Source organism: Pseudoalteromonas sp. PA2MD11 (assembly GCF_017808125.1).
Taxonomy (GTDB): domain Bacteria; phylum Pseudomonadota; class Gammaproteobacteria; order Enterobacterales; family Alteromonadaceae; genus Pseudoalteromonas; species Pseudoalteromonas simplex.
Window position 1 is genome coordinate 39208 of sequence record NZ_JADKNF010000004.1, and the last position, 23221, is coordinate 62428.

Below are 23221 nucleotides of genomic sequence, written 5' to 3' on the forward strand. Positions count from 1 at the left end.
CCCAACAGCTTGCGATAAATAGCGTTATGAAGTGTGGTTTAATCCGCGTAATGAATCACTTACAATAAATAAAAACCAATCAGGTAGAGTCATGAAGTTTGCTCCTGCATTACAATCAGCCACCTTAATTAAGCGCTACAAGCGCTTTTTAGCCGACTTAAAAACTGCCGATGGCGCTGAGTTTACAGCTCACTGTGCTAATACAGGCAAAATGACGGGCTGCGCAGAGCCTGGGTTTAAGGCTTTTTATTCAACCAGTGATAATGCTAAACGTAAGTACCCTCAATCCTTGCAATTAACTCAGAACCAATTCGACCACTTAATTTGTGTTAATACCGCTATTGCAAACCAGGTTGTGCTAGAAGCTTTAAATACAGGCGCGATTGCTGAACTTGTTGACTATCAAACCATTGCTGCAGAAGTAAAATACGGCCAAGAAAATAGCCGTATCGACTTTTTACTAACAGATGAACATAAACCCCATTGCTATGTAGAAGTAAAATCTGTGACATTACTTTCACAAACAGAACCACACTCCGGACAAGGGTATTTTCCGGATGCAAAAACTGAACGTGGCCAAAAACATGTCAGGGAATTAGTAGAAATGGTACAGCAAGGGCATCGTGCCGTTCTGCTTTTTGCAGTTTTACACGACGGTATCAATCAAGTAAGTGCAGCAGAACATATCGATCCGAAATATGCCCAGCTTTTGACTGAAGCTATAAAAAAAGGGGTTGAAGTGATTGCTTATAAAGCAGAAATTTCAGCCAGCCAGATCAGACTGGCTGAAAAAGTACCTTTTATTGCTTAGTCATTGACAGGTCGACTTCATCAATCAGGTTAAGCTCAATATCTTCATCTTTAAAAAGTAAAGGTCTAAGCTTAGCCGACTGAGAATAATAGCGACTTTGATCATCAAAATGTTCTGAATGTGAGTCTGAACTTTGTGACATAGTTAACAAACCTTTTGCCTCAGGGCCATTTTCTGTAAAGTTCATTACAAACATCCAACTAGAGCCATAGTTAACAGGGTATCCCTGCGGCGTTAAGTTTGATGCAAGAGGTTTACCCGTCACAGCATCATTTAGAACAGCATAATCCGTGTAGGGGATTAGTGTTGAACGCGTTAAGTTACTGCGATCATACCTGAACACGTTAAACCCACCTTCCACATGCATAGGACCAGCCCAAGGTAGCTTTTCACCTGAGCCACTGCCACCGGCAAGTGATTTTTCGACAAACTGTAATTCATCTAAGCGACTATCCAGTGCAACATTATTTGCTTGTAAATTATAAACAGCATGTGCCAATGCAGTTAAAGCAACTTTATCTTTGCGTAATGTATTTGGCGTATTAGCAGGGTTAGTCACATCAAAATTGTCATAAAGATGCTCTTTTGCGTTAAATAAGTGCGCAAACTCGCGAAATAAAGCAGCACCTTGCGTATCTAAGTTCATTTTACCATCGGCATTAGCTAATAAATCACATGCTTGGCTGATATCAACTTGCGTACCGTTACTTAATTCAATTGGTAAGTCCCCTTGTGCAAAACATTGTAATGCCAGCTCTTCAAACACTAAACTCTCAAGGTAAAAGTGATTACCAACTAATGCCTGCTCTAACTCATCCAAGGTAAATTTAGCATCTTCGCCTCCTCCTTGCTGAAGAAGCTTCAATCCCATTCTTGTTCTTAGTGATAGGGGTTTATGCACATCACCATATTGAGCCGCAAAGCCGATGAGTGGCTCGTTAAGATTAGTAACCCAATAGCTGTCATTAGAATTTTGTACATAATCTGTGCGTGTTAATTGTGGCGCTTCGTTAAATGGTACTTTGCCTTGGCTTTCAAATAGCTTCATATTGCCAGGAACAATGTCAAAACCGACGGACTCTCTCAAAGCAACAAGCTCTGGTTGTAATCGAATGGCTAAGTTCGCTTGATCGTCAAGCTTTAAAACCGTGCTATCGTCAACATAAAAGACATTACCTTCTTTGTCTGCTGCCATGGTGTTATTGAAAGACACACCATCAAACTCAGCAAAGGCTGCTTTCATATCTTCAAGGCTTACAGCTTGGTTTAAAGCCGACCACTGAGCAACGACATCCATATTAAATTCGTTAGCATCTTTTATCGTAAATGCTTGAGTATCACTCCAACCTAAGCCATTTTCTACAGGTGTTTCGAGCATTAATCCATGATGGCTATAATAAAAGGGCTTGCTCAACTCAATTGTGCTGCCAGCACCAGTAGCCACTTCAACAGTAACGACTTTTTCAGTAATTGAGTACTGCTCATCTTCAACACTATAACTCATTCTATCATTTTCATTTAAAGCCAATTGATAAATTAAAAAGTGACGCGCAGTCGAAAAAGTATGCGTCCAAGCTACATGCTCATTAAAGCCAATATTAATAACGCCCGGCATTCCCTGAAGGCTCCCCCCCATTACATCCATAGCACCAGGTATGGTCAAATGAGACTGCCAAAACCGCAAATTTCCCAAATAAGGAAAGTGTGGATTAGCGAGTAATCCTCCTTTGCCATTGGCCATCATGTCTTTACCTAGGCCCCAACCGTTTGAACCCAAATGTTTATATTTTTTTTCAAGTTTAAATTGCGCAGCTTGCTGAGCAATGTTGTTAGTGATACTAGAAACAGCTGAAGGAGCACCACTCATTGGTACAGGTAAATATTCATTGCTATCCCCAGGGTTGGCAAAAAAAGCTAACTCTAAAAAATTAGCTGAACTGGCTAACTGCACGGTAGCCATTGAATAGGCAAGCATATCTTGTGCTGTTAGTTGAGTAACCCAAGGTTGCGATGCACACTCTGGAGCAAGGTTTTCAACACCGGTGTCTATTACGTATTTATTAAACCCCTGTACAAACCCCTCGTAGTGGGCGCGACTGTCTTCATTGAGTTCATCATAATGTTGCAGTGCGTACTCATTCACTCCTAATGCTTTATAACCAAAGTCTGATATTAAGTGCTGTGAATCTCCACTACCAACAACCTTATCTGGGCCATAGTATTTTGAGCGCTCGCCTCGCACTTTAATAATTTGGTCCATTAATAAGCAAGCATGATCTTTTGCATATGCAAACCCTGCTCCAAACGCCAAACTCTCTAAATTTGCTGCTGTGATATGGGGTACACCATAGGTTGTCCATCGCACATTCGCTTGTAACGTATTGCCTTCGGAAAATGCAGGAATATCTACTTTTACAACTGGATCTGGGTCAGGGATAACAACGGGAGCTGTGGTGTCATTGTTATCTTTATCTGAATTACAGCCGACGAGCAAAGCCGCAGCAATACCGATTAGCAGGGGATTGAGTTTCATTGTGGATCCTTATTATGATTGTATGTCCACCCCCCAGCTTGCCTTAAATAGTAGGCTAAATCTTGACCTTTCACGCAAAAAATTGACTTTGCGCGCCAACTAATGCAGCGTTACTTCTATTAAAATAATAATAACTATGAATGACCTATGTTTTATATCAGTTGCCAGATAATTCGCTCACTTGTATTTTTTTTAGAACGCCAAGGCATGTGTAGCAAACAAATTGAAGCTTTGCTCGGTGAACGACTGAAAGATTTGGACGATGTAAGCGCCCGCTTTCCTATCGCTGACTATGAGTCACTCATACACTATGGCGATAAAATATTACAACAAGAGCATATTGGGCTGGAGTTTGGCAACTCTTTAAAAGCACAAAATTGGGGGTTACTGGGTCATGTAGCATTAGTGAGCAAAAACTTAGAAAAAGCACTGGAGCATGCACAGAGATTAAGCAAAACAATACGAAACATTGGTCACATTGAGCTCGTTTCTGAAGACGAGTTTTGTCGTCTAAGCTGGCATGCTCAAAGTAACATACAGCATTACATGGTAGATGAATTATTTAGCAGTTGGCTTTCATTTGCTAAGCACTGTTGTCACAATCATGCCGATGTTAGCCTTGAAAAAGTACAGTTGACTAGGCCGACCCCAACCCCAGAAAGTTTAGCTGTTTATAAACAGGTTTTTAATTGCCCTATTGAGTTTTCAGCTAACTCAAACTCCCTTATTTTTAGTAAATCTATTCTTAAATGTCGATTGCAATCTCCTAACCCCGAGCTTGAAAACATTTTATTATCTCAAGTCGATACAGCTGTATCACAGCATGATTATGCCTCGCAGTTAGTTACTTTCATTAATACCCAATTGCCTCACATCCCCACCCTTGAACAAGCATCAATTCAACTCAATATTAAAAAACGCACTTTACAACGTCACCTTTCAAATCAGCAACTTAGTTTTTCTAAACTCATTGATCAGCAACGAAAACTGCTTGCAAAAGAGATGCTGCTAAAAGGCCTATCTGCACTGGAAATTAGCAACAAGTTAGGTTTTTCTGAACAAAGCGCTCTACAACGCGCCTTTAAGCGTTGGTACAAAACCACGCCAAAAAAGTTTTTAGCTTTATATACTATTTAAGTTGTATTATTTTTTTTTGCCCATATAACTTAGCAAATTTTAAAAAATGACGAGTAGTTAAGGGCTTACCAAATCGCCCATAATTATTTGAGCAATCATTAGCACAAGGTCAAGAGGATTAATTAAAAATAAATTTGCCTCAGTCTAATGATTCTGCTATTTATAGCCGCCGGCTAACGCTGGGCAAAATATTAAGGATTTAGGAGAAAGTTATGCCAGACCAAAAAAGACTAGGGTTATTGGCTCAGGCCGGGTTGGAACCATACCAAGAACAGCCAGGTGAAGAGTACATGAATGAAGCACAACGTGCTCATTTCAAAACAATTTTAGAAGCTTGGCGTAACGATTTACGTAACGAAGTAGACCGTACTAAATCGCATATGCAAGACGAAGCAGCTAACTTTCCGGATCCAGTAGACCGTGCAGCACAAGAAGAAGAATTCTCATTAGAACTTCGTACTCGTGACCGTGAGCGTAAACTGATCAAGAAAATTGAAAAAACGATTCAATTAATCAAAGAAGATGACTTTGGTTTCTGTGAATCATGTGGTATCGAAATAGGTATCCGCCGCTTAGAAGCGCGTCCTACAGCTGATTTATGTGTAGACTGTAAAACGCTTGCGGAAATTAAAGAAAAGCAATCTGGACGCGGTTAATTACATCCTTTAATTAGCCCATGTCTACCACAGCCGTTAACACGCCAATGCGTGAGTATCGTGGCCGCTTTGCGCCATCCCCTTCAGGGCCATTACACTTTGGCTCACTTATAGCGGCTGTGGGTAGCTTCCTTGATGCAAAAGCCAATCAAGGAAAATGGTTAGTACGCATTGAAGATATCGACACAACGCGTGTTGTAAGCGGTGCTAGCGACGATATATTACACACCTTAGAGGCTTACGGCCTGCACTGGGACGAGCCCGTCATATACCAAACCCAGCGCCATGAGCAATACCAAGCCATTGTAGACGAGTTAATTTCGCAAAACCTTGTTTATGCATGTCATTGCACGCGCAAAGAAATTAAAGCAATCGGTGGAATATACCAAGGCCACTGCCGGTATAAAAACCACGCTTTAACTGATTCAGCGCTACGTTTAACCCAGCAATTTGCAACCAGTCACTACCATGATTTAATTCAAGGTGAAGTGTATGTTGATAGCCAACTTGCCAAAGAAGATTACTTAATAAAGCGCAGCGATGGTTTATTTGCTTACCAACTGGTCGTAGTCGCCGATGATATCGCACAAGGTATTACAAGAGTCGTTCGCGGCGCTGATTTACTCGAGCCGACTGCACGACAACTTAGTTTGTTTAAGCAACTAAATAAACCGGCTCCAGAATACGCCCACCTTCCTTTAGCGGTAGCTAAACCAGGTTTTAAGCTATCAAAGCAAAATTACGCCCCCGCAATAGCAAAATCAAATCCAAAGCCCGCGTTGTTCGATGCCTTGCGTTTTTTAGGTTTAAAGCCAGAAAGTTCACTATTATCGTTAAGTATCGAACAGATGTTAGCTTGGGCTGTTGAAACTTACCGCCTTGAACACATACCAAAGGTGCAAGAAATACAAGTTAGCGAGGATCCTAACTCTCCTTTTTGTAACTTTGTTACTATTGAAAAATAAATTGCCAATTTTAAAGGCCGAGTAACTTAATTTTTCAGCCTTGCTGGTATATGATAGCGACCCAAAGTGTGCGAATCATCAACACCTTAATTTAGCGCCATTTAATACACACTGATTACACGTCAATCTCACATCGGCGAAGTATCAAACAAACGCTATACTTGATGAGTCGCAAAGTCCGCGTCGTAGGAGACAGATTATTATTTCTAAGCTTTTTCAATTTTGTCGGCAGATTATTGGCCCAAATGCCACGACATCAAGTGATGCTTTGCCAACGAGCGAGTTACCTTTGGTGATCGAACGCAGTGAACATGGTATTTCACGCAAACAATTTAGCCCAAATGCAATCAAAGTATTGTACCGCCTTAAAGAAGGTGGTTTTGATGCCTACCTTGTAGGTGGTTGTATTCGAGATATATTGTTAGGCCAACAACCCAAAGACTTCGACGTTGTAACAAACGCAACCCCTGAGCAAATCAAAAAGCTATTTCGTAACTGTCGTCTAATTGGTCGTCGTTTTCGTTTAGCCCATATCGTGTTTGGTCGAGAAATTATTGAAGTGGCGACCATGCGCGGCCATCACGAAGCCGAAGAAAGCAAAAATCAAATTAGTCAATCAAGCGAGCACGGCCAACTTCTGCGCGACAATGTCTATGGCAGCATCGAAGAAGATGCCGAGCGCCGTGACTTTTCGATTAATGCACTTTACTACTCAATTAACGACTTTTGTATTTATGACTATGCCAATGGCATTAGCGCGATAAAAGCAAAACAAATAGAGCTGATTGGCGACCCAGAAACGCGTTACCGTGAAGACCCTGTGCGCATGTTACGCGCAGTGCGTTTTGCCACCAAACTAGGAATGAGCATTGCACCTGGCACCGAAAAGCCAATTAAAGACCTTGCTAATTTACTCGACCATATTCCGCCAGCTCGTTTGTTTGAAGAATCACTCAAATTATTCTTAAACGGCAAAGCAGAAGAAAACTACTTAATGCTTCGCCAGTATGGTTTATTCAAAGCATTATTCCCTGCGCTTGATAAGATCTTAGATGCCAACCCTGAAGGCTTTGAACATACGTTTATCCTGCAAATGTTTAAAAACACCGATAAACGTATTAATGCTGATAAAAAAGTCACTCCAGCCTTTATTTTTGCAGCCCTTTTGTGGTTCCCATTACTGAGCATTGCTAAAAAATTACAACAACGCGATCAACTTTCAGAGTACGATGCATTTGCACAAGCGATGAACAAAGTACTGAGTGAAAACGCACAACATGTAGCAGTACCAAAACGCTTCACACTGGGTGCACGCGATATTTGGCATATTCAGCAACGTCTTGATAAACGAGGTGGTCAACGTGCTTATAGGCTGACTCAACAGCCTCGCTTCAAGGCAGCCTATGATTTCTTACTATTGCGTGTGCAAGCTGGTGAAGAGCAGCAAAAAGAGCTTGCTGATTGGTGGACAACCTACCTAAGCCAAGACATCAACGGCCAAAAAGAGATGGTTAAAAATTTAGGACACCAAGGTGGCCCTAAGCGCCGTCGTCGCCCACGCAAGAAAAAAGTAGACTAAGTATGCATACCGTTTATTTAGGTTTAGGTGCCAATTTAAACGCGCCACGTAAACAAATTCATGCTGCTGTCGCTGCCCTAAAAGCATTAGAAGATGTTGAGTTTGTTTGTGTATCCCATGATTACGCAAGCAAACCCATGGGGCCACAAGATCAACCCGATTATGTAAATGCGGTCGCATGTGTTAAAACTGCACTTATGCCAGAGCAGTTGCTTGATTTAACGCAAGCCATTGAGCTTGAGCATGGCCGTGTGAGAAAAGAACAGCGCTGGGGTCCGCGTACCCTTGATATAGATATTTTATTGTTCGGTAATGACGTAATAGACACCCCTCGCTTAACCGTGCCTCATTATGGCCTAACAGAGCGAGAGTTTGTTGTTTATCCCTTGTTGGAAATTGCACCAACACTTGTACTACCGAATAATCAATCACTTGCTGATATAACAAAAACGTTGCCTTTAAACGATTTACAACAACTCCCTCAGCAGTAATCAACCAAGGCTAAGCCTTAGAGGAAATTATGTCTAAAATCACCGTTTCAACCTTGAATAAAATGAAACAAGAACAACAAAAAATCACCGCATTAACAGCTTACGATGCCAGTTTTGCTAAATTGTTTCATGATAATGGCGTCGAGGTGATTTTAGTTGGTGACTCTTTAGGTATGGTATTGCAAGGTGCTGATGACACATTAGCAGTAACCAACACAGAGATTGCTTATCATACACGCTGCGTACGTGCTGGTAGCCGCGAATTATTTGTAATTGCTGACTTACCCTTTATGACCTATGCCAACCCAACTGATGCCTGTAAAAATGCTGCAGAGCTGATGCGTGCTGGGGCAAACATGATCAAGCTTGAAGGTGGCGAATGGCTGCACGACAGCATTCGTGCGATGACTCAACAAGGTATTCCAGTATGTGGCCACCTAGGCTTAACACCTCAGTCAGTGCATGTATTTGGAGGTTTTAAAATTCAAGGTCGTGAGCAATCTCAAGCCGATAGAATGGTTAGCGATGCGAAAGCACTTGAGGCGGCAGGTGCGCAGTTACTTGTTTTAGAATGCATACCAAGTGAGCTTGCTAAACGTATTACTGATGAGCTAAACATTCCTACTATTGGCATTGGAGCAGGTAATCAAACTGATGGACAAATCTTAGTTATGCACGACTTAGTTGGTATTTCAGCAGGCTATATTCCTAAGTTTTCAAAGAATTTCTTATTAGAAACCGGCAATATGCCAGCAGCAGTGCAAAAGTATTGTGAAGATGTAAAAAGTGGTGCTTTCCCAAGTACCGAACACGAGTTTAAATAAATGCAATCAATCACTGAAATCAAATCGTTACGCAGCCAAATCAAAGCTTGGCGTCAAGCAGGCCTGAGCATTGCACTAGTGCCTACTATGGGCAATTTACACCAAGGTCACTTTTCACTGGTTGAAAAAGCCAAAACCTTGGCTGATAAAGTGGTTGTGAGTATCTTTGTGAACCCAATGCAGTTTGGGGCTAACGAAGATCTTGATAGCTACCCACGTACACTTAACGAAGATAAACAAGGTTTAGCTGAACTCGGTACTGATATCGTGTTTACACCCTCCGTTGAGACAATCTACCCAAATGGGTTAGGCGAACAAAGCTTTGTCGATGTGCCGGGTGTTTCTATGGGTTACTGTGGCGGCTCGCGCCCTGGCCACTTCAAAGGCGTCGCAACCGTTGTCACTAAGTTATTTAATTTAGTACAGCCTGACTTTGCTTGTTTTGGTGAGAAAGACTTTCAGCAGCTGCAAGTGATAAAAACCATGACACGCGATTTATCTATCCCTGTAGAGATAATTGGCGTACCTACTTGCCGTGAAATCTCTGGGTTAGCAATGAGCTCTCGTAATGGCTATTTATCTGATGAGCAAAAAGACACCGCAAAAGTACTGTTTGCCACACTAAATAATACTGCAACTGCACTGAAACAAGGCAGCGCAGACATTGCAGCACTTGAGGCTGATGCAAAAGCACAGCTTGAAAGTGCAGGCCTTAAACCTGACTATTATGCGGTAGCAGAGCGCTCAACATTAAAGCCTGCAACAACGGCTGATAAACAACTTGTTATTTTAGCTGCTGCTTATTTGGGCTCAGTACGTTTAATTGACAATTTACAAGTTGAGCTGGATTAAATAGCAATAATCTGGGTAAGATGGATTGCAAAGAAAAGACATAAACTAGGGATAAGCATGAAAAAACTACTTGCAATTGCAGCAACATTATTTGCTATGACATTACTGTCTGCCTGCTCAAATAAAATAGAAAACCCAGAAATGCAACAATGCGCTCAACAAAACTACCAATGCGAGGCAAGCTGTGAACAACAAAGCACTGCTGATGGCTTAGTTCATAAGGTGTGTAGTAACAAGTGCATCGAAGCTTATAATCAATGTAAAGCTAATGCCGAAAAATTAGGTGAAGTTAAATAATACTTACTTTTAGCTCGCTTATTAGGGCACTGAAACCTGTTCGGTGCCTGCACTTCTCTTCTCGATTACAATTTCATTTCCATAATTAAGCCTCTGGTAATTTTGTTCATATTTTTGTTTACCCTTTAATCTATTCATATTAGGGCAAGCTTTCGTTCATTAAACTTCTCTATATTGGTGACGAATAAACAACTGCAACCATGTAATTGTTTCTCACTAATTTCAAAATTTTACTCTTCGCATTTAACTGCACCAACTCAAAGTCATTGAGATTATTAGTTTTTATTTTGGGTTCAGTAATTGCTAAGGGATATGAATGAATTAACGTGATTTACGGCTAAAGGAAAATTGAATGAGACCAGAAACTCGAACCAAGCTCTTCAGTGCTGCTAAAAAGAAGACCTTATTGGGCGTATTATTAGCCATGAGCGCAGGTCATACATACGCAATTGAAGAACAAGATCAATCAAACGTAACTAAAACAGAACAAACAGCCGTTAAAGTTCAAGCAGCCGAAAATGAAAAACTGGCCTCAAAGGAAAAGGCTGCTGTTGAGCTTAAGCCTGAGATGATCACTATTCCCCAAGAAAAGCTATTTGATGTTATCACTGCGCGTGCTAAAAAACTCGCTTCAGAGCCTTATGTAGCCCCGAAAGATCTTGAACTTGAGGCGCTCACAAGCATCAATTACCAAGACTACCGTGCAATCCGTTTTCGTACTGAGCAAGCGATTTGGAAAGATCAAAGCCTTTATGAAGTGCAGTTGTTCCACCCAGGCTTTTTATATCGTTCACCGGTTGCAATTAATACTCTTGAACAAAACGCTGAAGTAAAAAGTTTACCTTTTAAAACAGATTACTATCGTTATGATGCAACTGCTGCCCCGTTAGAGCAAGAGATCAGTACTGCGATTGCCAATACACAACTTGGCCATGCAGGTTTTCGTTTGCATTTTCCACTGAACAACAACCAGTACAAAGATGAAGTGGCTGTGTTCCAAGGTGCTTCATATTTTCGTTTAGTTGGTCCGCATCAAGTATATGGTCTGTCAGCTCGAGGTCTTGCGGTGGATACTGCTCTTAGTTCAGGTGAAGAATTCCCTGTATTCAAAGAGTTCTGGTTAGTAAAACCAGCACCCGAAGATACCACTATCGTGCTCTACGCATTATTAGATAGCCCATCTGTGTCGGGCGCCTATCGTTTTGAATTAACACCTTCGACCAACACTGAAGTGAAAACTCAAATGCAAATTTTCGCCCGCAAAGACATCAAAAAGCTTGGTATTGCCCCGCTAACAAGTATGTTCTACCACGGTGAAAACAGTACAAAGTTCTTCGACGACTACCGCCCTGAAGTACATGACTCTGACGGCCTTCTAATGCAATCAGAACAAGGTCAATGGGTTTGGCGCGCACTGAATAACCCGAAGAAGCTAAGTGTCACTTCGTTTAGCTACGAGAACCCGAAAGGCTTTGGTCTTGCACAGCGAGACCGTGACTTTAATAACTACCTTGATACCGAAGCACATTATCACAACCGTCCGAGTATGTGGATTGAGCCAGAAGGTAATTGGGGTAAAGGGCGCGTTGAGTTAGTAGAGATCCCAACAGATACAGAAACCAACGACAATATTGTTAGCTACTGGGTGCCAGAGCAGCCAATGAAAGCCGGTGACAGCTTAAGCTTTAGTTACAAGCTTTCGACTTTCAATGCCACGCTTGCAACTCAAGATAAAGCGAGTGTGTTAAGAACTCGAATTGGTAGTGCAGCATTACCTGGTGAAGACAATCCACCACCAAAAAGCCACCGCCAATTTACCGTTGATTTTAGTGGCGAAACCATTAATCAACTATCAGCTAATTTTGCCATGCAAGCGGATCTTACACTCTCTGCTGGGCAAATAAGCGATAAAACGGTACAGCAGTTACCAAATAATCAAGGATGGCGCGTAGCCTTTAAAGTGGCGCCTGAGGGAGATAAGCCAGTTGATATGCGCTTATCGTTAAAACTACGTGATAAAGAAATCAGCGAGGTATGGAGCTATGTCTGGTATCCAAACGACGTCCAATAGTAAAGCGTTAGAAGCAACAGCAATGCCATTTAAGAAAACCCGCGCTTGGCTTTTTTCGAGCCTAGCGCTCAGCATTACCGCCTATGGCGTGTGGATCATGTTCGATATTTTAAATTCTAACGGCATGACACCGCTTGAGTACGCTTTACTGGCATTATTTACAGTCACCTTCGCGTGGATTGTTACAGCCTTTTGTAGTGGCTGTATGGGCTTTATCTTGCAATTATTTCGTATTGACCCGTTGACCTTAAAACGTCAAAAGCCAATCGAGATTAATCAGCATGCCTTGAGCCAAACGAAAACAGCCATTGTTATGCCTATCTACAACGAAGATACAGAGCGTGTAATTGCCGGTTTTGAGGTTAGCCTTCGCTCGCTAGCCAAAACAGGACAAATGCCACATTACGATTTTTACTTACTTAGTGATACGCAAGACCCTGAAATCGCACGTAATGAACTAAAAGCATGGAATGCTCTCACTAAGCGTTTAGGTGATTTAGCTGCGCATACTTTTTATCGTCGCCGTGAAGACAACAAACACCGTAAAGTAGGTAACTTAACTGATTTTTGTGAACGTTGGGGCAGCCAATACGATCATATGATTGTGCTTGATGCCGATAGCATTATGACGGGTCAATGTATGCTTGAACTGACTTCTAGCATGATCAGCAATCCAAAATCAGGTTTGATCCAGACGATCCCTATTCCGGTTCGCCAAGACACGTTTTTTGGTCGCTTTTTACAGTTTGCATCGATTTTATATAGCCCAATGTTGGCAACTGGTTCTGCTTTTTGGCAAACAAACCAAGCAAACTACTGGGGTCACAATGCAATTATTCGCGTTGAAGCATTTACAAAATGCTGCGGCCTGCCAGTTTTAAAAGGCAATGCCCCATTTGGCGGTGAAATCTTAAGTCATGACTTTGTTGAAGCTTCACTTCTTCATCGTAGTGGCTGGGATGTGTTACTGCTGAGTGATGTTGAAGGTAGCTACGAAGAAGTGCCAAGTAACATTCTCGATTACGCAATTCGAGATAGACGATGGGTGCAAGGAAATATCCAGCATTTAGGTTTATTGCCTAAATCAGGCCTTAAGCTAATGAGTAAAATGCACTTTTTATTTGGTGCCACAGCGTATATTTCATCGTTAATCTGGTTATCAATGCTGGCATTAAGTACCTTAGATGCAGTGACTCGTGCTCTTAATAGCGACGTATACTTTAACCATGCTTATCAGCTTTTCCCAACCTGGCAAATTGCCAAAACGGATCTAATTGATTCGTTGTTATTCATTACTGCCGTATTACTGTTACTACCTAAATTAATGGGTATTATTGTGACTTTAGTACACCGTAATAAAGCCTTTGGTGGCACGATGAAGCTAATTGCAGGTTCACTCATCGAAACGGTTTTTGCTATTGTGATTGCGCCGCTAATGATGGTATTCCATAGCTATTTTGTCGTGTGCGTATTTTTAGGTAAAAAAGTGAGCTGGGATGCACAGCCTCGTGAAGGTAGAATGGTACCGTGGAAGGAAGCGATTGGTTATACGTTATTTTCGACTATTACCGCGATTATTTGGGGCTCGGTTGCTTACTATTACACACCGACCTTCTTTTGGTGGTTATCACCTATTTTAGTGGGCCTTATTTTAGCAGCGCCAATTGTACGTTACTCAAGCAGCATCGGCTTAGGTGTGAAAATGCGTAAAATGGGCTTATTCTTATGTCCAAGTGAAGTTGAAAACGATGATACCTTAGCGGCACTTCGAGTACATCAACAAGAAATTGGTTTACCTAAGGATGAGCACGCTGACTTTAGTGTACCTGCACTACCTAATGAATACCCAACGGTAATGCCAATTCAAAGTTTTAAGGCTCCCTCGGGTAAAAAGCGTAAGCAAGTACGTCTTGCTCAGCAACGCATTAAGGCAAAATTATTTGCTAAAAGCTAAACGAAAAAAAACCGCTCACTGAGCGGTTTTTTCGTCTATGTCTGTATGGTTGTTACAGAAGGCCTAGCTTTTTAAGTTCAGCCATTGCCATTTTACCTGAAAGTGGCACATAACCATCTTTCTCAACAATTTTTTGACCGTCTACAGAAAGAACCATTTTTAAGAACTCTGCATCGATTGGTGAAAGCGGCTTGTTAGGGTGCTTGTTCACGTAAACGTATAAGAAACGAGATAGTGGGTATTTACCTGTTGCTACGTTTTCTAATGTTGCATCAACAAAGTTGTCGCCTTTCTTAGAAAGTGGAACCGTACGTACACCTGATGTTTTATAACCGATACCTGAGTAACCAATCGCGTTCACTGAAGAAGAGATTGACTGTACTACAGATGCAGAACCAGGTTGTTCGTTTACGTTGTTACGGAAGTCACCTTTACAAAGTGCTTTCTTCTTGAAGTAACCGTAAGTGCCCGATACTGAGTTACGACCGTAAAGCTGGATATCTTTTGCTGCCCAATCGCCCTCAAGACCTACTTCGCTCCAACGATTAACCTGTGCATCAGCACCACATTTACGTGTTGAAGAGAAAATCGCATCAACTTGGTCAATACGTAAACCTTTGATTGGGTTATCTTTGTGTACGAATACAGCAAGAGCATCGATTGCAACGCGTACTTCAGTTGGCTTGTAGCCGTAACGCTTTTCGAATGCTTCAATTTCTTTTGACTTCATACGACGGCTCATTGGGCCGAAGTTTGCTGTCCCTTCAGTTAATGCTGGAGGAGCAGTTGAAGAACCCGCTGCTTGGATTTGAATGTTTACGTTTGGATAGAAGCGCTTGTACTCTTCTGCCCAGAACGTCATCATGTTTGCAAGCGTGTCAGAACCTACAGATGAGAAGTTACCAGAGATACCACTTACTTTAGTGTACTCAGGCATATCTTTATCAACTGCAGCTGCTTGTGCTGATACAAATGTTGTTACAGCCACACCCATTGCGGCAACGAGATTTTTGAATTTCATAGGGGTTACTCCGATTTGTTCGTCCCATTTCCTAACTGCGGTCTACTCTAATGACACTAGATGACAGTTAGATTACCCTTAAATGACATTTTTATGACTTTGCAGTTTTTTTAATATTATCTGTTAAACGCACGACTTTTTCGCTACCAAATGCAAACGCAAAGGTCGAGCCTTGGCCTAATTTACTGCTGATATCTAAACGACTGTCATGCCTTGTAAGTACATGTTTTGTAATTGCTAAACCTAATCCTGACCCACCTGTAGTGCGGCTACGAGCCTTATCAACACGATAAAAACGTTCCGTTAAACGGTTAATATGTTCAGCAGCAATACCATCACCATTATCGGTCACACTAAACGCGGCTTGGTTATTTTTAAGCTGCCAATCAACCACAATCTTGCCACCGGGCTTGGTGTAATGAATGGCATTAAAAACAAGGTTAGAAAAGGCACTTCGTAATTCGTCTTCAGCCCCTTTAATGTCTAAACTCGCATCAACATTAAAAATAAGCTCATGGCCTTTATCTTGGTTTAATGACTGTGCTTCGGTTTGAATATAGGTAAGTAGCTGCGGCACATTGACAGGCTTATCGTTATCTTGACGACGTGCCCCTTCAATACGCGACAACGATAATAATTGATTAACTAGACTGTCCATGCGCTTACATTGTTCAAGCATGGTAGTTTGCGCTTTTTGCCACATTGCAGGAGGTGGTAAGCTATCTGAATCAAGCATTTCTAAGTAACCGGTTACCACTGTAAGTGGTGTTCTCAGCTCATGAGAAACATTGGCCACAAAATCTTTACGCATCTGCTCAAGTTGCTTTAAGCGAGTAACATCACGCACCACCATCATCAACTGTGAACTTGCATAGGGCATAACACGAAACTCTAAGGTTTGATCGTAGCTGTGGCCACCATCAAGCTCGAGCGGTTCATCGAAACAGGCTTTATGCATGTACTTTGCAAACTTAGGATCGCGAATAAGATTATCTAAGCGTTGCCCATGATCGGTAGGCCACTGTAACCCTAAAACCTTTAAAGCCAATTGGTTACACCAAATGATGCTGAGATCTTTTTGTAAAACCACTACCGCATCAGGGACAGCCTCGGCGCCATCACGAAAGCGGCGTATTAAGTCTGCAAGTTCATTACGTTTTTTACGGTTTCGATGTTGTAAGTGATAGATCCCTTCAAAGACTTGCTCCCACGCTCCCTCCCCTTCGGGTGGGTTGAAACTACGTTGATTAAGAAGCCAATCGCTGAGGCGATATAATTGATGATAATGCCAAATTAGCAGTGCAAAAGAGCCTAAAAATAAAAGCAAAAAAGGCGCACCTACAAGTACGCCAACTAATAACAAGGGTAAGAAATACATAAACAGGCGTTTTGCTAACGCCTGTTTATTCACTACTCGATACATACACTCACTTTACCTTAAGTATGTAAATTAGCTTGTTAAGGTCATTGCTATGACACTTATAATTTACTTGAAAAACGATAGCCTGCACCGCGAACGGTTTGTACTAAACGGTCATGCCCTAATGGTGCAATCGCTTTACGTAGACGACGAATATGTACATCAACTGTACGGTCTTCTACATATACATTTGTTCCCCATACATGATCAAGTAATTGTTCACGGCTGTAAACACGTTCTGGATGCGTCATGAAGAAATGGAGTAATCTAAATTCAGTAGGCCCCATATCCAATTCACTCCCTTCTGAGGTTACACGGTGTGAGATTGGGTCAAGGCGTAAGCCATGGACTTCAATGGCTTCTTCTAATGAGGTTGGTGAAACACGGCGAATAACCGCTTTAATGCGCGCCATTAATTCTTTAGGAGAAAATGGTTTGGTTACGTAATCATCAGCACCTACTTCAAGGCCGCGTACTTTGTCTTCTTCTTCACCGCGAGCAGTCAGCATAATGATAGGTATTTGACGAGTGTATTCGTTTTGCTTAAATTTCTTAGCAATTTGAATACCGCTACCACCAGGTAACATCCAATCTAATAAAACCATATCTGGGTATGGTTCAACCATAGCTTCAATCGCAGAGTCATAATCTTCTGCTTCAATTGCTTGAAAACCATTTTGCTCTAAAACAAAAACCAGCATCTCTCTGATAGGCGCTTCGTCATCGACGACTAGTACTTTACGTGACATTCCAATTTATCTCTTTCGTTAGCGAACTGGTTTCATTATTATGACTAAGTATGACATTTTTATGAAAGTCTAACGAGTAATTGAAAAAGCGCAAAAGAATCAAAGCAAAAATAGCCATTTTTTACGCTTTAATAGTAAATTTCGGATTAAAAGTCATACCTTAAAGTGACTGCAAGATGATCTTCATCAGCACTATTATCTAGTGAAAATTGCGTATACCACATGTACATACGTGCTTGTTTTGACAGGCTTCGTTCAACACCAACAGAGGTACCACTCCCTGAATCTTTCAACTTACCAAAGCTGCCATCAGTATCTTGGTATTGCGCCAATAACTTATATTTATCGATTTTGTAAGATGCGCTCACTAAAAAGCCATCTTCTTTATCGGAACCTGTAACTTTTTCGCTTTGTTGATACATACCGCCTAAGGTTAAATCGCCTAATTTACCTTGCGCCGTAAACCGCGTTGTATCATAACCGGCTACTTTACTGTCATGGGCAACACTAACAAAGTAAGGCGTTTTTTTAAATTTACTATCACCATACATAAATGCCGCAGAAACACCGGTTTCTTCATCTTGTTTGGAGTTATCTTCAGCAATGTAGGTGACCACAAATTGCATATTGCCGACAATTGGCGAGCTATAATGAACCACATCGCCAAGGCGATTTTCGCCATTAAATAAGGCTTTAACATCACCATTAAAGTCGTTCATTAAATCAATTTTACCCTGCGATACTTTTAACGCTGTATCATGTCGACCAAGTACTACCTGCCCATAACTGCCTTGAAGACCAACATATTGGTTACGAGCGGTAATATTCTCTTCAGTTTTACCATCGCTGTCTTGATCTGCTGCATTTACTGCAAATTCAAACTTATATACAGCTTTTAATCCATCACTTATTTCACCGCTACCTTTAATACCCATACGTGAACTGTAGCTCTCAATAGACGTTTCGCTGCCATCGCCAGTGTCGCTATTAGCAACCCCTAAATGGGCCCGACCATACACATCTACAGCTTCGGCAGCACTATGAAAAGAAATAAAGCACATTGCAAAGCTCGACAACATCATGGCAGGTTTATTCATGGTAGCGATCCTTAATTTAAGCAGTAACTTAAAAATCGAACATAAAGGGCTTTTGGTCAAGGCAAGGTGACTATATTTCACATAAAAATCACGGATCACAGATCTACTAACTCCATCAGATCAAGATCAGGTTTTTACCAAGTTGATCACCCACAGATCAGTTTTTTACTTAGAGAGTAAGATAACTTGTTGATTTAATGTTAAGACACTCAGCATTTCGTATAAAAGCTGAGCAAAGAAAAGCATATGATCAGTATACAACTAGTAAAATAATGATCCGTGGAAGCGAAGGTTAGTAAAACAGTGATCCCGAAAAGCACGAGTAAGTAAATCGTTGATCCGCCTTGATCGAATCATAAAAAAACCGGCATGCAAGCCGGCTTTTTCGATTTATTATCAATTACTTGATTTGTGGATCAAGTTCACCTGATAAGTATTTAAGGTGCATATCATCTAAAGAGATAGGCTTGATCTTACCAGCTTGGCCTGCCGTACCAAAGGCTTCGTAGCGAGCAACACAGATCTCAGTCATTGCTTTCGTTGCTTCAGCTAAGTATTTACGTGGATCGAAGTTAGCTGGGTTTAAAGCTAAGTGGCGACGAATTGCACCTGTAGATGCTAAACGAAGATCGGTATCGATATTTACTTTACGAACACCGTATTTAATACCTTCGATAATTTGCTCTACTGGCACACCATAGGTTTCAGGGATTTCACCACCGTATTGGTTGATCACTTCTAACCACTCTTGTGGCACTGAAGACGAACCATGCATTACCAAGTGCGTGTTAGGAATACGCGCGTGGATCTCTTTGATGCGATCAATCGCTAAGATATCGTCTGTTGGTGGACGCGTGAATTTGTAAGCACCATGTGATGTACCACAAGCAATAGCAAGTGCATCAACTTTAGTTTTACGAACGAAATCAGCGGCTTCTTCAGGATCTGTTAGCATTTGATCAGTAGATAATTTACCTTCTGCACCCACGCCGTCCTCTTCACCTGCTTCACCTGTTTCAAGTGAACCTAAAACACCTAACTCGCCTTCTACAGACACACCACAAGCATGTGCCATTTCAACGGTTTGACGAGTAACATCAACATTGTATTCATAACTTGAAGGAGTTTTACCATCAGACATTAATGAGCCATCCATCATAACTGATGAAAAGCCTAACTGGATTGAACGCTGACATACACCTGGTGAAGTACCGTGGTCTTGGTGCATTACGACTGGAATATGTGGCCATTCTTCAACGGCAGCTAAAATCATATGACGAATAAAAGGGGCACCAGCATAGGCACGTGCGCCTGCTGAACCTTGTACAATTACCGGGCTGTTTGTTTTGTCAGCCGCTTCCATAATTGCGCGCATTTGCTCTTGGTTATTAACGTTAAAAGCAGGTACGCCGTAACCATTTTCAGCTGCATGATCAAGAAGTTGTCGCATACTGATTAAAGCCATTTGGTATTCTCCAAATTGTATCGACAGTAGTTTCCTACTATCTAGTTTGAACGGATAAGTTATTTTTTGATGCATCACTGCATCACGAAAAGCTCGCGCCTACCGTAACAGCTGTAAATAAAACGAGGGTGAGAGGTATTTTATTAACAGCTAAACCAGCGTAATTACCTAATAACTACGCTGGCATACGCACTAATTACTTAGCACGTTCTTCAAGCATAGCAACTGCTGGTAATTTTTTCCCTTCTAAAAATTCAAGGAAAGCACCACCACCGGTTGAAATGTAAGAAACTTTATCGGCAATGCCGTATTTATCAATCGCTGCAAGCGTATCACCGCCACCAGCAATCGAGAATGCACTTGAGTTAGCAATCGCATCAGCAATAGCACGTGTGCCGTTGCCAAATTGGTCAAATTCAAATACACCTACTGGACCATTCCATACAACAGTGCCCGCATTAGCAATGATTTTTGCTAATTGGTTTGCTGTATCAGGACCAATATCGAAGATCATGTCTTCGTCTGTTACTTCATTCACATCTTTTAGTGTTGCCACTGCAGATTCTGAGAACTCATTACCTACAACAACATCAGTTGGTACCGGGATTTCACCGTTATTAGCTTTTGCTGCCGCACTTAATTTGTTTGCTTCATCAATTAAATCAGCTTCAAATAAAGACTTACCTACTGAGTGACCTGCTGCTGCGATGAAGGTATTAGCGATACCACCACCTGTTACAAGTTGGTCAACCACTTTAGAAAGTGAATCAAGTACAGTTAACTTAGTCGATACTTTAGAGCCACCAACGATAGCAACTAAAGGACGAGCTGGGTTATCAAGCGCTTTACCTAGTGCGTCTAACTCTGCCGCAAGTAGTGGACCTGCACATGCAACATCAGCAAATAAACCCACACCGTGAGTCGATGCTTGTGCACGGTGAGCCGTACCAAATGCGTCCATTACGTAAACATCACATAATGCAGCTAGTTTTTTAGACAGTGTTTCGTCGTTTTTCTTTTCGCCAGCGTTAAAACGCACGTTTTCGAAAACAACCACTTCGTTATCAGCAACGTCTACGCCTTCTAGGTAGTCTTTTTCAAGACGAACTGTTTGCTCAAGGGCATCATTTAAATAATTAACCACAGGGGCAAGTGAAAACGCTTCATCATATTCCCCTTCCGTAGGGCGGCCAAGGTGTGACATCACCATTACTTTAGCGCCTTTTTCTAACGCTAATTTGATAGTTGGTAATGCTGCACGAATACGCGCATCAGAGGTCACTTTACCTTCTTTTACAGGCACATTTAAATCTTCACGAATTAACACGCGTTTGCCGTTTAAATCTAAATCTGCCATTTTAATGACCGACATGGACTTCTCCTTAGTTAACGATACTAATATTATATTTATACATTATTGGCTTACAGCCATCATCGCACGCGCAGTGTCGAGCATACGATTCGCAAAGCCCCACTCATTATCGCACCACACTAACAACTTTATCAGTCGTTTATGACTAACACGTGTCTGAGTGCCATCTATGATACAAGAATGTGGGTCATGATTAAAATCTACCGATACCAATGGCTCTTCTGTGTAGCTTAAAATACCGTCAAGGCGGTCTTTTGCAGCTAACTTAAGTGCTTGATTGACAGTCGCTAAATTCACATCAGTATTCACTGTTACACTTAAATCCATTGCAGTCACGTTGATAGTGGGTACCCTAACAGCAATGGCTTCAAAGCGACTATGAAACTTAGGCAAAATACGCTCAATACCACGAGCAAGCTTTGTATCCACCGGAATAATAGACTGGCTTGCAGCGCGAGTACGACGCAAATCATGATGATACGCATCAATCACTTGTTGATCATGCATCGAGGCATGAATCGTTGTAATAGCCCCAGATTCAATCGAAAATGCGTCATCTAACACTTTAATTACTGGCACAATACAGTTTGTGGTACATGAACCGTTTGAAACAATCGTATGTTCAGCTTTTAGCTCATCATCGTTAATACCATACACAATTGTGGCATCAACATCAGCATCTGCAGGCTGTGAAAACAATACTTTTTTTGCGCCCGCAGCTAAGTGTAGTTCTGCATGTTCACGAGAGTGATACACCCCTGTACATTCAAGAACCACATCAACATCAAGAGTTTGCCAAGGCAGTTCTGCAGGGTTTTCTTCTGCAAATAAGGCTATAGAGTCGTTAGCAACCGTTAAAGTATCTTCGCCAAGATTAACTGGAAATGAAAAGCGGCCATGAGATGTATCGTATTTAAGGAGATGGGCAATGCCCTTAGGGTCGGCTAATTCGTTAATAGCGACAATTTTGATTTGATCTTCAAGCCCAGACTCATACAGAGCACGGACGATGTTGCGCCCGATTCGACCAAAACCATTAATTGCAAGTTTGATTGCCATGAAGAAGAAAATCCACTCTATTTGCTTGCAGATAAAGGCAGCTGCCTTTTAGATGGCGGTATTGTAATCGACCTGAAGAGTTTTTATAAGAGGTCAGATGAAATAAAAGTTGCCTAACACTTTTTAGATGGCGCAGTTTTGGTAATCAACCTGAAGAGTTTTTATAAGAGAGTAAGATAAATAATGCTACTTAAGTTAGTAAATTACCACTCACCTTAACTCTAATTAAAAAGTGAGTTAGTTGCCCAACCCTCACGCTAGTGCTAACATTTGTACACACATAGATGAGGAGTCTAGCATGGATACCAGAATTCAATTTCGAGTTGATGAAGAAACTAAACGACTTGCCCAGCAAATGGCACAAAGCCAAGGTAAAACACTTAGTGATGCTTGTAGAGAACTCACTGAACAACTAGCTGAGCAACAAAGAAAAGCGCTGTCTCATGACGCTTGGTTAACAGAGCAAGTAAATCAAGCTTTTGATAAATATGAGGCTGGTGAAAGTACTTTTATCGACAACGAAACAGCTAAATCCCGCATGGCTGAGCGTAAAGCAAAAATACGCAATAGAGGCAATCTATGATCCTGTGGGAAGATGAATCTTTAAATGATCGTGAAAAAATCTTCGAATATCTTTATCACTTTAATCCAAGTGCTGCAGACAAAACCGATGAGCTTATTGAAGCCAAGGTAGAAAATTTATTAGCACAGCCTTTGATGGGTGTAGAGCGTGCTGGCATTAAAGGACGACTGCTCATTATTCCAGAAATATCGATGATTATTTCCTATTGGGTTGAGGATGACACAATACGTGTAATGCGTGTTTTACATCATAAACAAAAGTTTCCTCAAGACTAAATAGCGGCTT

The 23221-nt window shown here is 41.5% G+C and carries 21 protein-coding genes; 13 read left to right on the forward strand and 8 right to left on the reverse strand.

Annotation, left to right across the window (positions count from 1 at the left end; genetic code table 11):
- Positions 1 to 91 precede the first annotated feature (91 nt).
- A complete protein-coding gene (gene sfsA / locus ISP07_RS06510; protein WP_209327144.1) occupies positions 92 to 811 on the forward strand; it encodes a DNA/RNA nuclease SfsA in 720 nt (239 codons plus the stop codon).
- On the opposite strand, the gene ISP07_RS06515 is transcribed toward sfsA, so the two are convergent.
- Entirely contained in the window at positions 801 to 3344 is a 2544-nt protein-coding gene (locus ISP07_RS06515; RefSeq protein WP_209327145.1) for a penicillin acylase family protein, read from the reverse strand. The genes sfsA and ISP07_RS06515 overlap by 11 nt on opposite strands.
- Positions 3345 to 3491: 147 nt before the next feature.
- Between ISP07_RS06515 and ISP07_RS06520 the strand changes: the two genes are divergently transcribed.
- From ISP07_RS06520 to mdoH, 10 genes are all read left to right on the forward strand, one after another.
- Positions 3492 to 4481, forward strand: coding sequence for an AraC family transcriptional regulator (locus ISP07_RS06520; protein WP_209327146.1), 990 nt, complete (start codon positions 3492 to 3494; stop codon positions 4479 to 4481).
- A gap of 212 nt (positions 4482 to 4693) precedes the next feature.
- Positions 4694 to 5137 (forward strand): RNA polymerase-binding protein DksA, encoded by a 444-nt coding sequence (gene dksA, locus ISP07_RS06525; RefSeq protein WP_054551179.1) that lies wholly within the window; start codon positions 4694 to 4696, stop codon positions 5135 to 5137.
- A 20-nt stretch (positions 5138 to 5157) separates the two neighbouring features.
- Positions 5158 to 6102 (forward strand): tRNA glutamyl-Q(34) synthetase GluQRS, encoded by a 945-nt coding sequence (gene gluQRS, locus ISP07_RS06530; protein ID WP_209327147.1) that lies wholly within the window; start codon positions 5158 to 5160, stop codon positions 6100 to 6102.
- A 292-nt stretch (positions 6103 to 6394) separates the two neighbouring features.
- Complete coding sequence (pcnB, locus tag ISP07_RS06535) at positions 6395 to 7681, forward strand: polynucleotide adenylyltransferase PcnB (protein ID WP_324616110.1); 1287 nt, start codon at positions 6395 to 6397, stop codon at positions 7679 to 7681.
- Between the two features lie 2 nt (positions 7682 to 7683).
- Entirely contained in the window at positions 7684 to 8172 is a 489-nt protein-coding gene (gene folK / locus ISP07_RS06540; protein ID WP_054551177.1) for a 2-amino-4-hydroxy-6-hydroxymethyldihydropteridine diphosphokinase, read from the forward strand.
- 29 nt (positions 8173 to 8201) lie between these two features.
- Entirely contained in the window at positions 8202 to 8996 is a 795-nt protein-coding gene (panB, locus tag ISP07_RS06545; protein WP_199530151.1) for a 3-methyl-2-oxobutanoate hydroxymethyltransferase, read from the forward strand.
- Positions 8997 to 9848, forward strand: a complete 852-nt coding sequence (panC, locus tag ISP07_RS06550; RefSeq protein WP_209327148.1) for a pantoate--beta-alanine ligase — start codon at positions 8997 to 8999, stop codon at positions 9846 to 9848.
- A 96-nt stretch (positions 9849 to 9944) separates the two neighbouring features.
- Positions 9945 to 10145 carry a hypothetical protein gene (locus tag ISP07_RS06555; protein ID WP_370625252.1) on the forward strand — a complete coding sequence of 67 codons (201 nt, stop codon included), beginning with the start codon at positions 9945 to 9947 and terminating at the stop codon, positions 10143 to 10145.
- A 352-nt stretch (positions 10146 to 10497) separates the two neighbouring features.
- Positions 10498 to 12216, forward strand: a complete 1719-nt coding sequence (locus ISP07_RS06560) for a glucan biosynthesis protein (RefSeq protein ID WP_187490639.1) — start codon at positions 10498 to 10500, stop codon at positions 12214 to 12216.
- A complete protein-coding gene (mdoH, locus tag ISP07_RS06565; protein WP_138599593.1) occupies positions 12188 to 14170 on the forward strand; it encodes a glucans biosynthesis glucosyltransferase MdoH in 1983 nt (660 codons plus the stop codon). Before ISP07_RS06560 ends, mdoH begins: the two co-directional genes overlap by 29 nt.
- A gap of 52 nt (positions 14171 to 14222) precedes the next feature.
- Here the strand turns inward: mdoH and ISP07_RS06570 are convergent, their stop codons facing one another.
- From ISP07_RS06570 to epd, 7 genes are all read right to left on the reverse strand, one after another.
- Positions 14223 to 15191 (reverse strand): PstS family phosphate ABC transporter substrate-binding protein, encoded by a 969-nt coding sequence (locus ISP07_RS06570; protein ID WP_054551171.1) that lies wholly within the window; start codon positions 15189 to 15191, stop codon positions 14223 to 14225.
- A gap of 91 nt (positions 15192 to 15282) precedes the next feature.
- The gene (phoR, locus tag ISP07_RS06575) at positions 15283 to 16614 is read right to left on the reverse strand and encodes a phosphate regulon sensor histidine kinase PhoR (RefSeq protein WP_138616392.1); all 1332 of its coding nucleotides are present in this window, start codon (positions 16612 to 16614) and stop codon (positions 15283 to 15285) included.
- Positions 16615 to 16670: 56 nt separating this feature from the next.
- Complete coding sequence (gene phoB, locus ISP07_RS06580) at positions 16671 to 17360, reverse strand: phosphate regulon transcriptional regulator PhoB (RefSeq protein ID WP_054551169.1); 690 nt, start codon at positions 17358 to 17360, stop codon at positions 16671 to 16673.
- A gap of 146 nt (positions 17361 to 17506) precedes the next feature.
- Complete coding sequence (locus ISP07_RS06585) at positions 17507 to 18457, reverse strand: porin (RefSeq protein ID WP_228290540.1); 951 nt, start codon at positions 18455 to 18457, stop codon at positions 17507 to 17509.
- 400 nt (positions 18458 to 18857) lie between these two features.
- Positions 18858 to 19922: a class II fructose-bisphosphate aldolase gene (gene fba, locus ISP07_RS06590; RefSeq protein ID WP_187490641.1), complete on the reverse strand. Its 1065-nt coding sequence runs from the start codon at positions 19920 to 19922 to the stop codon at positions 18858 to 18860.
- A 196-nt stretch (positions 19923 to 20118) separates the two neighbouring features.
- Positions 20119 to 21294, reverse strand: a complete 1176-nt coding sequence (locus ISP07_RS06595) for a phosphoglycerate kinase (protein ID WP_209327150.1) — start codon at positions 21292 to 21294, stop codon at positions 20119 to 20121.
- A 42-nt stretch (positions 21295 to 21336) separates the two neighbouring features.
- On the reverse strand, positions 21337 to 22353 hold the full coding sequence (epd, locus tag ISP07_RS06600; protein ID WP_054551164.1) for an erythrose-4-phosphate dehydrogenase: 1017 nt from the start codon (positions 22351 to 22353) through the stop codon (positions 21337 to 21339).
- A gap of 298 nt (positions 22354 to 22651) precedes the next feature.
- Between epd and ISP07_RS06605 the strand changes: the two genes are divergently transcribed.
- Entirely contained in the window at positions 22652 to 22936 is a 285-nt protein-coding gene (locus ISP07_RS06605; RefSeq protein ID WP_199530155.1) for a type II toxin-antitoxin system RelB/DinJ family antitoxin, read from the forward strand.
- Positions 22933 to 23211, forward strand: coding sequence for a type II toxin-antitoxin system RelE/ParE family toxin (locus ISP07_RS06610; RefSeq protein WP_199530156.1), 279 nt, complete (start codon positions 22933 to 22935; stop codon positions 23209 to 23211). Before ISP07_RS06605 ends, ISP07_RS06610 begins: the two co-directional genes overlap by 4 nt.
- The last annotated feature ends 10 nt before the right edge of the window (positions 23212 to 23221 follow it).

Coding starts and splice junctions, on each gene's coding strand:
- sfsA (WP_209327144.1), top strand. CDS start 92: ATGAAGTTTGCTCCTGCATTACAATCAGCCACCTTAATTAAGCGCTAC.
- ISP07_RS06515 (WP_209327145.1), bottom strand. CDS start 3,344: ATGAAACTCAATCCCCTGCTAATCGGTATTGCTGCGGCTTTGCTCGTC.
- ISP07_RS06520 (WP_209327146.1), top strand. CDS start 3,492: ATGTTTTATATCAGTTGCCAGATAATTCGCTCACTTGTATTTTTTTTA.
- dksA (WP_054551179.1), top strand. CDS start 4,694: ATGCCAGACCAAAAAAGACTAGGGTTATTGGCTCAGGCCGGGTTGGAA.
- gluQRS (WP_209327147.1), top strand. CDS start 5,158: ATGTCTACCACAGCCGTTAACACGCCAATGCGTGAGTATCGTGGCCGC.
- folK (WP_054551177.1), top strand. CDS start 7,684: ATGCATACCGTTTATTTAGGTTTAGGTGCCAATTTAAACGCGCCACGT.
- panB (WP_199530151.1), top strand. CDS start 8,202: ATGTCTAAAATCACCGTTTCAACCTTGAATAAAATGAAACAAGAACAA.
- panC (WP_209327148.1), top strand. CDS start 8,997: ATGCAATCAATCACTGAAATCAAATCGTTACGCAGCCAAATCAAAGCT.
- ISP07_RS06555 (WP_370625252.1), top strand. CDS start 9,945: ATGACATTACTGTCTGCCTGCTCAAATAAAATAGAAAACCCAGAAATG.
- ISP07_RS06560 (WP_187490639.1), top strand. CDS start 10,498: ATGAGACCAGAAACTCGAACCAAGCTCTTCAGTGCTGCTAAAAAGAAG.
- mdoH (WP_138599593.1), top strand. CDS start 12,188: ATGTCTGGTATCCAAACGACGTCCAATAGTAAAGCGTTAGAAGCAACA.
- ISP07_RS06570 (WP_054551171.1), bottom strand. CDS start 15,191: ATGAAATTCAAAAATCTCGTTGCCGCAATGGGTGTGGCTGTAACAACA.
- phoR (WP_138616392.1), bottom strand. CDS start 16,614: ATGTATCGAGTAGTGAATAAACAGGCGTTAGCAAAACGCCTGTTTATG.
- phoB (WP_054551169.1), bottom strand. CDS start 17,360: ATGTCACGTAAAGTACTAGTCGTCGATGACGAAGCGCCTATCAGAGAG.
- ISP07_RS06585 (WP_228290540.1), bottom strand. CDS start 18,457: ATGAATAAACCTGCCATGATGTTGTCGAGCTTTGCAATGTGCTTTATT.
- fba (WP_187490641.1), bottom strand. CDS start 19,922: ATGGCTTTAATCAGTATGCGACAACTTCTTGATCATGCAGCTGAAAAT.
- ISP07_RS06595 (WP_209327150.1), bottom strand. CDS start 21,294: ATGTCGGTCATTAAAATGGCAGATTTAGATTTAAACGGCAAACGCGTG.
- epd (WP_054551164.1), bottom strand. CDS start 22,353: ATGGCAATCAAACTTGCAATTAATGGTTTTGGTCGAATCGGGCGCAAC.
- ISP07_RS06605 (WP_199530155.1), top strand. CDS start 22,652: ATGGATACCAGAATTCAATTTCGAGTTGATGAAGAAACTAAACGACTT.
- ISP07_RS06610 (WP_199530156.1), top strand. CDS start 22,933: ATGATCCTGTGGGAAGATGAATCTTTAAATGATCGTGAAAAAATCTTC.